The sequence below is a fragment of the Achromobacter sp. 2789STDY5608621 genome (genome assembly GCF_001299375.1).
GTDB classification, from domain to species: Bacteria; Pseudomonadota; Gammaproteobacteria; order Burkholderiales; family Burkholderiaceae_B; genus Achromobacter; species Achromobacter insuavis.
This window is the reverse complement of the sequence record NZ_CYTU01000016.1, coordinates 111,435-122,764: the sequence shown is the minus strand read 5'-3', so window position 1 is coordinate 122,764 and position 11,330 is coordinate 111,435. Positions and strand designations below refer to the sequence as shown.

Annotated in this window: 10 protein-coding genes; 8 read left to right on the top strand and 2 right to left on the bottom strand. The window is 69.4% G+C overall.

The genetic code is table 11. The annotated features are described in order from the left end of the window. The 7 genes from AOZ53_RS17120 to AOZ53_RS17090 form a co-directional block, all read left to right on the top strand. The coding region (locus AOZ53_RS17120) for a family 2A encapsulin nanocompartment cargo protein cysteine desulfurase (protein ID WP_054488645.1) at positions 1–1,448 on the top strand (1,448 nt) is incomplete at its 5' end. A 107-nt stretch (positions 1,449–1,555) separates the two neighbouring features. Continuing rightward, positions 1,556–3,229, top strand: coding sequence for an NAD(P)/FAD-dependent oxidoreductase (locus tag AOZ53_RS17115; protein ID WP_054430450.1), 1,674 nt, complete (start codon positions 1,556–1,558; stop codon positions 3,227–3,229). Between the two features lie 258 nt (positions 3,230–3,487). Continuing rightward, complete coding sequence (locus tag AOZ53_RS17110) at positions 3,488–4,426, top strand: metal ABC transporter substrate-binding protein (protein ID WP_156333415.1); 939 nt, start codon at positions 3,488–3,490, stop codon at positions 4,424–4,426. Then, positions 4,423–5,316: a manganese/iron ABC transporter ATP-binding protein gene (locus tag AOZ53_RS17105; protein WP_054488630.1), complete on the top strand. Its 894-nt coding sequence runs from the start codon at positions 4,423–4,425 to the stop codon at positions 5,314–5,316. The genes AOZ53_RS17110 and AOZ53_RS17105 overlap by 4 nt, the downstream gene beginning before the upstream one ends. Further along, entirely contained in the window at positions 5,309–6,166 is an 858-nt protein-coding gene (locus AOZ53_RS17100; protein ID WP_054488628.1) for a metal ABC transporter permease, read from the top strand. The genes AOZ53_RS17105 and AOZ53_RS17100 overlap by 8 nt, the downstream gene beginning before the upstream one ends. Further along, positions 6,163–7,011: a metal ABC transporter permease gene (locus AOZ53_RS17095; protein ID WP_054488626.1), complete on the top strand. Its 849-nt coding sequence runs from the start codon at positions 6,163–6,165 to the stop codon at positions 7,009–7,011. Before AOZ53_RS17100 ends, AOZ53_RS17095 begins: the two co-directional genes overlap by 4 nt. A 144-nt stretch (positions 7,012–7,155) precedes the next feature. Next, a complete protein-coding gene (locus AOZ53_RS17090) occupies positions 7,156–7,782 on the top strand; it encodes a dihydrofolate reductase family protein (RefSeq protein WP_054488624.1) in 627 nt (208 codons plus the stop codon). Between the two features lie 11 nt (positions 7,783–7,793). Here AOZ53_RS17090 and AOZ53_RS17085 read toward each other — a convergent pair whose 3' ends face one another. After that, positions 7,794–8,822 (bottom strand): AraC family transcriptional regulator, encoded by a 1,029-nt coding sequence (locus tag AOZ53_RS17085; RefSeq protein ID WP_231690628.1) that lies wholly within the window; start codon positions 8,820–8,822, stop codon positions 7,794–7,796. 124 nt (positions 8,823–8,946) lie between these two features. Between AOZ53_RS17085 and AOZ53_RS17080 the strand changes: the two genes are divergently transcribed. Then, positions 8,947–10,326, top strand: a complete 1,380-nt coding sequence (locus tag AOZ53_RS17080; protein WP_054488622.1) for an NAD-dependent succinate-semialdehyde dehydrogenase — start codon at positions 8,947–8,949, stop codon at positions 10,324–10,326. A 93-nt stretch (positions 10,327–10,419) separates the two neighbouring features. Here the strand turns inward: AOZ53_RS17080 and AOZ53_RS17075 are convergent. Next, on the bottom strand, positions 10,420–11,330 hold a 911-nt coding region (locus tag AOZ53_RS17075), incomplete at its 5' end, for a Bug family tripartite tricarboxylate transporter substrate binding protein (RefSeq protein ID WP_197286497.1).

Genomic DNA, 11,330 nt, shown 5'->3' with positions numbered 1-11,330 from the left:
CGGGAACGGTGCTGGGCGCCACGGCGGTCAGCGACGATCTGGCCGGGCTGGCCGTGCCCGCCCGGGCCGCCACTCCCGCGGCGCCGGCCCCGCCGGCGGCCGCCGCAGCCTCGCCGGACCCGCGCTATTACTTCGTCGATGCGGTCGTGCTGCCCAGCGGCTACGTCACGCCCGCGCATCCCCAGGCGCGGACCGCGCCGCATGCCGGCGCCGATGCCCATCCGCCGTTCGACGTGCACGCGGTGCGGCGCGACTTCCCCGTGCTGCGGGCACGCGTCAACGGCCGCCCGCTGGTGTGGTTCGACAATGCCGCCACCACCCACAAGCCGCAAAGCGTGATCGACCGGATCGCGTATTTCTACGCCCACGAGAACTCCAACATCCATCGCGCCGCGCACGAGCTGGCGGCGCGCGCCACCGACGCCTACGAGGGCGCGCGCGAGCGGGTCCGGCGCTTCATCAACGCGCCCGACGTCAACGAGGTGATCTTCGTGCGCGGCACCACCGAGGCCATCAACCTGGTGGCCAAGAGCTGGGGCGCGCAGCACGTGGGCGAGGGCGACGAGATCATCGTCTCCAACCTCGAGCACCACGCCAACATCGTGCCATGGCAGCAGCTGGCGGCGGCCAAGGGCGCGCGATTGCGCGTGATTCCGGTGGACGATTCCGGCCAGATCCTGCTGGATGAATACCAGAAGCTGCTCAATGACCGCACCCGCATCGTCGCGGTGACCCAGGTGTCGAACGCGCTCGGCACCGTCACGCCGGTCGCGCGCATCATCGAACTGGCGCACCGGGCCGGCGCCCGCGTGCTGGTGGACGGCGCGCAGTCGGTGTCGCACCTGCGGGTGGACGTGCAGGCGCTGGGCGCGGACTTCTTCGTGTTTTCCGGCCACAAGATCTTCGGGCCCACCGGCATCGGCGTGGTCTGGGGCCGGCGCGAGGTGCTGGAGGACATGCCGCCCTGGCAGGGCGGCGGCAACATGATCGCCGACGTGACCTTCGAAAAAACGGTGTTCCAGCCCATTCCGAACAAGTTCGAGGCCGGCACCGGCAATATCGCCGATGCGGTCGGGCTGGGCGCGGCGCTGGACTACGTAACGCGCCTGGGCATCGAGAACATCGGCCGCTACGAGCATGACCTGCTGGTCCATGGCATGCGCGGGCTGGGCGCCATCCCCGGCGTGCGGCTGATCGGCACGGCGGCGGACAAGGCCAGCGTCATGTCCTTCGTGCTGGATGGCTACAGCACCGAGGAGGTCGGCCAGGCGCTGAACGAGGAGGGCATCGCGGTGCGCACCGGGCACCATTGCGCCCAGCCGATCCTGCGTCGCTTCGGGGTGGAAACCACGGTGCGGCCGTCGCTGGCGTTCTACAACACCTACGAGGAGATCGACCGCCTGCTGGACGTGGTGCAACGGCTGGCGTCGGTCCGCCGCGGAGGCTGAGCGCGGACCCGCCCGGACGGCGCGGCATGGGGCGCGGGACGGGGCCGCGCGCGTGTTCTAATACGCGTTTTACGAGCCCTTGAACCCTGACACGGTTCCCCTGCCTCATGTTGCGCCTGACCGAAATCATCCTGCCCCTGTCGACCTCCCAGGACGACATCGAAAACACCCTGCGCGCCGCGGCCTGTAGCCGCCTGGGCATCGGCCCGCAAGACCTGCGCGCGCTGACCATCTTTCGCCGCAGCTACGACGCGCGCAAGCGCAGCGCCATCACGCTGACCTATTCCATCGATGTCGAAGTGGCCGACGAGGCCGCCGTCCTCAAGCGGCTCGCGGGCCTGCGCACCGTCGCGCCCACGCCGCCGATGGAATACCAGTACGTCGGCCAGGCGCCGGCCGACCTGCCCGAGGGTAGCCGCCCGGTGGTGATCGGCTTCGGCCCGTGCGGCCTGTTCGCCGCGCTGATCCTGGCGCAGATGGGCTTTCGGCCCATCATCCTGGAGCGCGGCCGGGTGGTGCGCGAGCGCACCAAGGACACCTGGGGCCTGTGGCGCAAGAACACCCTGCAGCCGGAGTCGAACGTGCAGTTCGGCGAGGGCGGGGCGGGCACGTTCTCCGACGGCAAGCTCTCGACCCAGGTCAAGGATCCCAAGCATTACGGCCGCAAGGTGCTGCAGGAATTCGTGGCCGCCGACGCGCCGCCCGAGATCCTGTACGTCAGCAAGCCGCACATCGGCACCTTCCGCCTGGTCAAGATGATCGAGCAGATGCGCGCCCAGATCGCCTCGCTGGGCGGCGAGTTCCGCTTCGAGAGCCGCGTGGACGACATCGAGATCGAGGACGGCCGGGTGCGCGGCGTGCGCCTGGCGGGCGGGGAATTCATTGCCGCCCGCCACGTGGTGCTGGCGGTGGGCCACAGCGCCCGCGACACCTTCCGCATGCTGCACGCGCGCGGCGTGTTCATGGAGCCCAAGCCGTTCTCGCTGGGTTTTCGTATCGAACACCCGCAATCCGTGATCGACCGGGCCCGCTTCGGTCCCAGCGCCGGCCATCCGGTGCTCGGCGCGGCCGACTACAAGCTGGTGCATCACGCCGGCAACGGCCGCGCGGTCTACAGCTTCTGCATGTGCCCGGGCGGAACCGTGGTCGCCGCCGCCTCGGAGCCGGGCGGCGTGGTCACCAACGGCATGAGCCAGTACTCGCGCAACGAACGCAACGCCAACGCCGGCATCGTGGTGGGCATCGAACCCAAGGACTTCCCCGGCATCGAGCAGTCGCCCCTGGCCGGGCTCGACTTCCAGCGCCACTGGGAGGCGCGCGCCTACGAACTGGGCGGCGGCGACTACAGCGCGCCGGCGCAACTGGTGGGCGACTTCCTGGCCGGCCGGCCCTCGACCGCGCTGGGCAGCGTCACGCCGTCGTACAAACCGGGCGTGACGCTCACCGACCTGTCGTCCAGCCTGCCGGACTACGCCATCGCCGCCATCCGCGAAGCGCTGCCGGCGTTCGAGCGCCAGATCAAGGGCTTCTCGATGCATGACGCGGTGCTCACCGGCGTCGAGACCCGCACCTCGTCACCGCTGCGCATCACCCGCCGCGACGACTTCCAGAGCATGAACACCGACGGCCTGTTCCCGGCGGGCGAGGGCGCGGGCTACGCCGGCGGCATCATGTCCGCCGCCATCGACGGCATGAAGGTCGCCGAAGCCGTCGCGCTGCACGCGCTGGGCAAGCCCGGCATCACCGGCGGCAACCGCCGCGGCGCCAGCGACGACTATTGATCCGCGCCCGGGCCGTCGGCGCCCGGGCCGCGCCCCGAACCACTTCTGGGACCGTTTGACCGGCGGGCAGACGCCACGACGGCGGTCGCGCCTGTCCGCTCGCGGGAAATAATTGTTATATTATTTCGCCAGTTTCCGGCCCCTCCAGATGGCATCCATGCGATACCGCGACTTCCCCTCCTGTTGACGTCCTTGCGCCTGACGCGGCCCGCGCGCGGGATTCGCAAGGCGTCGTCATGCATCCCGGAGGAAGTTGCCATGCCGTCATTGTTCGATGCCCTCGCAGTCGCGGGCCGTCGCCGCCGCACCGCCCGCGCCACGCTCGCCGCGGGGCTCGCGCTGGCACTCGCCGCGTTCTGCCTGCCCGCGCAGGCGGCCGAGAAATTCAAGGTGGTGACGACGTTCACCGTCATCGCGGACATGGCGCGCAACGTGGCCGGCGATGCCGCCACGGTCGAGTCCGTGACCCGGCCCGGGGCCGAAATCCATGAATACCAGCCGACGCCGGGCGACCTGGCGCGGGCCCAGGGCGCGCAATTGATCCTCTGGAACGGGTTGAACCTGGAACAATGGTTCGAGCGCTTCTTCCATCGGCTCAAGAACGTGCCCGGCGTCGTGGTGACGCGCGGCATCGAGCCGATCGGCATCGGCGACGGCCCCTACGAGGGCAAGCCCAACCCGCATGCCTGGATGTCGCCCGCCAACGCGCTGATCTACGTGGACAACATCCGCGATGCGCTAATCCAGTACGACCCGGCCAACGCCGAAACCTACCGCGCCAACGCGGCGGCCTACAAGGCGCGCATCCAGGAGGCGATCGGCCCCTTGCACCAGCGCCTGCGGGCCATTCCCCCCGAGCGGCGCTGGCTGGCGACCAGCGAGGGCGCGTTCAGCTACCTGGCGCGGGATCTCGACCTGCGCGAGCTGTATCTCTGGCCGATCAACGCCGATCAACAGGGCACGCCGCAGCAGGTGCGCCGCGTGGTGGACCTGATGACGGCCAACCGCGTCCCGGCGATCTTCAGCGAAAGCACGGTGTCCGCCAATCCCGCCCGCCAGGTCGCGCAGGAAACCGGCGCCCGCTACGGCGGCGTGCTGTATGTCGATTCGCTCAGCGGCCCCAGCGGGCCGGTGCCGACCTATCTGGACCTGCTGCGCGTCACCACCGAGACCATCGCCAAGGGGCTGGAGCCGTGAGGCCGCCGGAAGGCGAGGGCGCCGCCGCGCCCGGCATCCAGGTGGACGATGCCACCGTCGTCTATCGCAATGGCCATGTCGCGCTGCGCAACGCCAGCTTCGACACGCCGGCCGGCACCATCACGGCGCTGGTGGGCCTGAACGGCAGCGGCAAGTCGACGCTGTTCAAGGCCATCATGGGGATCGTGCGGCTGGCGCGCGGCCAGGTCACCGTGCTCGGCCTGCCGGCGCGCGCCGCGCTGCGCCGCAAGTGGATCGCCTACGTGCCGCAGAGTGAAGAGGTCGATTGGGACTTCCCCCTGCTGGTCGAGGATGTCGTGATGATGGGCCGCTACGGCCACATGGGCTGGCTGCGCCGGCCGCGCCCGGCGGACCGCCAGGCCGTGGACCAGGCCTTGACGCGGGTCGGCATGGACGCCTTGCGCCGCCGGCAGATCGGCGAACTCTCGGGCGGCCAGCGCAAGCGCGTGTTCCTGGCCCGCGCGCTGGCGCAGGATGCCCGCGTCATCCTGCTGGACGAACCCTTCACCGGCGTCGACGTCACCACCGAGGACGTGATCATCGCGCTGCTGGGCCAGTTGCGCGACGAAGGGCGCGTGATCCTGGTGTCCACCCACAACCTGGGCAGCGTGCCCGAGTTCTGCGACCGCGCGGTGCTCATCAAGCGCGAGGTGCTGGCCTTCGGTCCGATGGCCCAGGTGTTCACCCGCGCCAACCTGCAGGCCACGTTCGGCGGCATGCTGCGGCATTTCCTGCTGCCCGACACGGACGACCAGCCCGGCCGGGACGTGAGCATCTTCTCCGACGACGAGCGTCCGCTGGTGTTCTATGGCGACGTGGCGACGGCGCGGGAATCGCGCGACGGTCACGGAGAAGCGGACCATGCTTGACTGGCTCACCGAACCGTTCGGCTACGGCTACATGATCAACGCCATCTGGGTGTCCGCCGTGGTCGGGGCGCTCTGCGGCTTCCTGTCCGCCTACCTCATGCTCAAGGGATGGTCGCTGGTCGGCGACGCGCTGGCGCATGCCATCGTGCCGGGCGTGGCGGGCGCCTATCTGCTCGGCCTGTCCTTCTCGGCGGGCGCGTTTGTCTCGGGGTTGCTGGCCGCCGGCGCCATGCTGCTGCTGAACCAGCGCACCCGGCTGAAAGAGGACGTCGTCATCGGCGTCGTGTTCTCCGCCTTCTTCGGCCTGGGCTTGTTCATGGTCTCGCTGTCCACGGCATCGGTCAGCATCCAGACCATCATCCTGGGCAACATCCTGGCGATCACCCCGGCCGACACGGTGCAACTGCTGGCCATCGGCGGCGTCTCGCTGCTGGTGCTGCTGTTGCGCTGGAAGGCCCTGATGATCACGCTCTTCGACGCGCACCATGCGCGCTCGGTAGGCATCGATCCGGCGCTCACCAAGGGCCTGTTCTTCGTCCTGCTGGCGGCCTGCACGGTCGCGGCCATGCAGACGGTAGGAGGGCTGCTGGTGGTGGCCATGGTCATCACGCCCGGCGCCACCGCCTACCTGCTGACGGACCGGTTCGGCCGCCTGCTGGCCATCAGCGTCGCGCTGGGCGCGGCCAGCAGCGGCATCGGGGCCTACCTGAGCTACTTCCTGGACGGCGCCACCGGCGGGGTCATCGTGGTGCTGCAGGCCCTGGCGTTCCTGCTCGCCTTTGTCTGCGCGCCCAAGCACGGGTTGCTGGCCGCGCGCCGGCGCATCAAGGCGGCGAGGGCCGACGCATGACTATCCTGGAATCCCTTTTCCTGCCGCTGCAGTTCGATTTCATGCGCGAGGCCCTGCTGATCGCCGTCGTGGTGGCGGTGCCGACGGCGATCCTCTCGTGCCTGCTGGTCCTGAAGGGCCTGGCGCTGATGGGCGACGCCATTTCCCACGCGGTGCTGCCGGGCGTGGTGCTCGCCTACGTCGCCGGGATTCCGCTGGAGGTCGGCGCGGTCGTGGCCGGCCTGGCCTGCGCCCTGGGGACCGGCTTCATCCGGGCGCACAGCCGCCTCAAGCAGGACACGATCATGGGCGTGGTGTTCTCGAGCCTGTTCGGGCTGGGGGTGGTGCTGCACGTCGCGGTCAAATCCGATCTGCACCTGAATCACATCCTGTTTGGCGACCTGCTGGGCGCGAACCCGCGCGATGTGCTCCAGAGCGGTGTCATCGCGCTGCTGGTGGTCGGCGTCATCGGCCTGAAGTGGCGCGATTTCCTGCTGCACGCATTCGATCCCGGGCAGGCGCGCGTGGTCGGGCTGCCCGTCCGCGGCTTGCACTACGGCCTGTTGATCCTGCTTTCGCTGACCGTCGTGGGCGCGCTCAAGGCGGTCGGCATCATCCTGGTGATCGGGCTGCTGATCGGCCCGGGCGCGATCGCCTTCCTGCTCACGCGGCGTTTCAGCGCCATGCTGTGGGTCGCGGTCGCCGTGTCGCTCGCGGCCTGCCTGGCCGGGACCTACCTCAGCTTCTTCCTCGACAGCGCGCCGGCCCCGACCATCGTCGTGGTGTTGGCCGCCGTGTTCATCCTGGCCCTGATCGGCACCCGCGGGCAAGGCGCGCGGGGCGAGCATCAGGCACATCCGGGTTGACGCGCCGCGTCTGGCCCGGCATCCGCCAGCGGGCGCCGGGCCAGACGGTTCGAGGACATTTATTGCATCGGCCCTGTCGATGTGCGCCGGGCTCGTTCGTCGTAGTGCCAGGGGTCCTCCCGATCCCCTCTCCAGGAGAACGGCATGCGCAAACTCATCGTTTCCCTCTTCACCAGCCTGGACGGCGTGGTGCAGGCCCCCGGCGGGCCGAATGAAGACCCGTCCGGCGGCTTCCGGCTGGGCGGCTGGACCGTGCCCTATGCCGACGACGCCATCGGCAGGCACGTGCGCGACCTGATGACGGCGCCGTTCGAACTGCTGTTGGGCCGGCGCACCTACGACATCTTCGCGGGCTACTGGCCCCACGTGCCGGCCGGCTCGGGCAGCCGCCCGCTGGCGGACCGCCTGAACAGCGCGCCCAAGCACGTGGCCACGCACCGGCCCGACGGGCTGTCCTGGCAGGGCAGCCGGGCGCTGTCCGGCGACCTGGCCGACGCGGTGCGCGCGCTCAAGCGCCAGGGCGGGGCGGATCTGCTGACGTTCGGCAGCGGCGACATGGTGCGCCAGCTGCTGGCGGCGGATCTGGTGGATGATCTGTCCCTGTTGGTCTATCCGGTGATGCTGGGGCAGGGCAAGCGGGTGTTCGGCGACGATGCGCGGGCGCGCGCCTTCACGCTGGAGCGGGTCGACGCCACGCCGGGCGGCGTGCTGGTCAGCCGCTACCTGCGCGGCGGCGAGGTGCGCACGGGGTCGTTCGAGGACGGTAAATAAGCGGGCGCGCCTCAGTGCGATGACACGTAGCTTGACGCCGCGAAGGCCGGCGGCACGGCGAACTCGGCCTTCATCCGCTTCACTTCCTCGACCGGGCTGCGGCCGAAGACGCGCTTGAACTCGCGGCTGAACTGCGACGGGCTGTCGTAGCCGACCGCCGCGCTGGCGGCCGCGGCGGTGAGCCCGTTGCGCACCATCAGCAGCCGCGCCTGGTGCAGGCGGGTGGACTTCAGGTACTGCATCGGCGAGGTCTGCGTGACCGCCTTGAAGTGCACGTGGAACGCCGGCACGCTCATGCCGGCCTCGCGCGCCAGCTGCTCGACGTCCAGATCCTGCGGGTAGGCCGCGTGGATGCGCCGCAGCGCCCGCGTCACCTTGCCGAAATGCCCCTGCATGGACAGGGCCGCGCGCATCGACGGGCCCTGGTCGCCGGTCAGGATCTGGAAGTAGATCTCGCGCACCAGCGACGGGCCAAGGATCCGCGCTTCCATCGGGCGGCTCATCGCCTCGAGGAACCGCAGCACCGACTCGGACAGGCGCGGGCTCATCGGGCTGGACAACATGCCTTTCGGTTCGGCCGCCGCGACGCCGCCCAGCTGGTCGATCTGCAGCATCAGATCGGCCGCCAGCTTGAAATCCAGGTGCATGTAGACGGCCAACAGCGGCTCCTGCGCGCTGGCGTCGGTTTCCATCGTGAAGGGCACGGGCACCGAGACCACCAGGCAGTGGCGCGCATCGTAAAGATAGGTGTCGCCGCCGAAGTAGCCGCGCTTGCGGCCCTGGCACACGATCACGATGCCGGGGTCGTACAGCACCGGCACGGACTTCAGCGGGCGGTTCGAGCGCAGCAGGCGCACGTCCGGCAGCGCCGTCAGGTTGTAGCCCTCGTCGGGCGCCAGCGCCTGCAGCAGGGCGACCGTGCGCTGGCGCACCCGCGCCTGCGGATCGTCCGCCTGCGGGCCAGCGCAAGCCAGGGGATCACCGGAAACCGGCGGCGGCGCGGGAACGACGCTTTTCTTGGTCTGCCTGGAAATTGCCATTTCAATAGTTTTAGGCAATGAACAAAGACTCAATGCCATGGATGCCTGGGTACTGCAATTCTATTATGCAATCCATGCCGGCGATACCCCGAGCCGGCGCCATCCCTCTGTAAAGGCAGACATCATGATCCACGTATACAACCCCGCCGACGGCGCGCTGGTCGGCCAGGCGCCCGAGCTGACCGGCGCCGAGGTGCAGGCGGCCATCGACCGCGCCTGCGCCGCCTTTCCCGCCTGGTCGCGCAAGCTGGCCCGCGAACGCGGCGAGCTGCTGCGCCGCTGGTTCGAGCTGATGCGGGCGGACAAGCGCGTCTTCGCCGAGCTCATGGTCCAGGAAAACGGCAAGTGCCTGGCCGAAGCGCTGGGCGAGATCGACTACGGCCTGGGCTTCATCGAGTGGTACGCGGAAGAGGCCAAGCGGGTCTACGGCGACACCATCCCGTCGCACGCCGCGCATGCCGAAGTCCTGGTGTTCAAGGAGCCCGCCGGCCCGACCGCGGCCATCACGCCCTGGAATTTCCCGTTCATGATGATCGCCCGCAAGATCGCCACGGCGCTGGCGGCCGGCTGCACCATGATCATCAAGCCGTCCGAGCTGACGCCGTTGACGGCCTACAGAATGCTCGACTACGCGCGCCAGGCCGGCATACCGGCCGGCGTCTTCGAGATGGTGACCGGCAATCCCCAGGAGATCGGCGAGCGCTTCACCGGCGATCCGCGCATCCGCAAGCTCTCGTTCACGGGCTCGACCGCCGTGGGCAAGCGGTTGGCCTCGGCCTGCGGCAACGACCTGAAGAAAATGACGCTGGAACTGGGCGGCAACGCGCCATTCATCGTGTTCGACGATGCCGATATCGAAACGGCCGCCGCCCAGCTGGTCGCGGCCAAGCTGCGCAACTCGGGCCAGGTCTGCATCTCGCCCAACCGCGTCTACGTGCACGAGGCCATCCATGACCGCTTCGTCGCGGCGGTGGCCGACAAGGTGGCGCGGATCCGCGTCGACCAGGGCATGCAGGACGAATTCGTGGTGGGGCCGCTGATCAACGCCGCCGGCGTGGACAAGGTGGCGCAGCTGGTGGATGACGCGACGCGGCAGGGCGCCCAGGCCGTGCTGGGCGGCCGGCGCCATGCCCGCGGCGGCAACTTCTACGAGCCGACCGTGCTGACCGAAGTGGACGACACGATGCGCATCGCCCGCACCGAGATCTTCGGGCCGGTGTTCGCGATCTACCGCTTCGGCGACGAGGACGAGGTGGTGCGGCGCGCCAATGACTCCGAATACGGCCTGGTGGCGTATGTATTCACCCGTGATCTGGCCCGTTCGCTGCGCCTGGCGCGGCGCATCGAGGCCGGCATGGTGATCCTGAATTCCGGCTCGGTCGGCACCGCGTCGGTGCCGTTCGGCGGCATCAAGCACTCGGGCTACGGGCGCGAAGGCAGCTACTACGGCATCGAGGAGTATGTCGAGGTCAAGTACGTGCTGGCGGCCGGCCTGGACCGCTGAGACGAACACGAGGCAAGGCGCTTGCCTCCCTTTGTCGACAGGCCGGCGCCGCGCGCGGGAGGGCGGCCGCGGCGCCACCCATCCCGCGTCCGCTCATTCCGCCTTCATGTTGGCGCTCTTGACGATCCCGCCCAGCCGCTTGTCCTCGGCGGCGATGAAGCTGCCGAACTTCTCCACCGAGCCGGGAATCGCCTCGTAGCCCGCGTCGACCAGCTGCTGCCTGACCTTGGGCGTGGCCATGACGTCGGCGATGGCCTGGTTCATCGCCTTGATGACGTCCTGCGGCGTGCCCTTGGGCGCATACATGCCGCCCCAGTGGGTGATGTTGATCTGGGCAAAGCCCTGTTCCGCCGTGGTGGGCGTGTCCGGCAACAGCGGCGAGCGGTGGTCCGCCGTGGCCGCCAGCGCGCGCACCCGGCCGGACGCGATGTAGCTGCGCACCGACACCGCCGCCTCCGAGGCCGCGTCGACCTGGCCGCCCATCAGCGCGGTGGAACTCTCGGAACCGCTCTTGTAGGGCACGACCGTGACCGGCACCTTGAGCGCCTGGCCCAGCATTTCCGCGACGAAATGGCCGGTGCTGCCGGTGCCGGCGGTGGCGAACAGGATCGGGCGCTTCTCCTTGCCGGCCTGCTGCTGCCAGTCCTTGAGCGAATGGATCTTGCTGTTGGCGCTGACGACGATGACCGAGGACGATTCGAACAGCAGCCCGACCGGCACCAGGTCGCTGTCGTCATAGGGCATCTTGCTGCGCAGCAGCTTGTTGGTGATGGCGCCATTGCCGGCCACCAGGAAGGTGTAGCCGTCGGCCGGCGCCTTGGCCACCATGTCCGAGCCGATGATGCCGCCCGCGCCGGGGCGGTTGTCGATGATGACGGGCTGCTTGAGATGGTCGGACAGTCCGGTGGCGAAGATCCGCGTCATATTGTCGAGCTGGCCGCCCGCCGAAAACGGCACCACCAGGCGCACCGGCTTCTCGGGCCAGGCGGCGGCGCTCGCGGCGG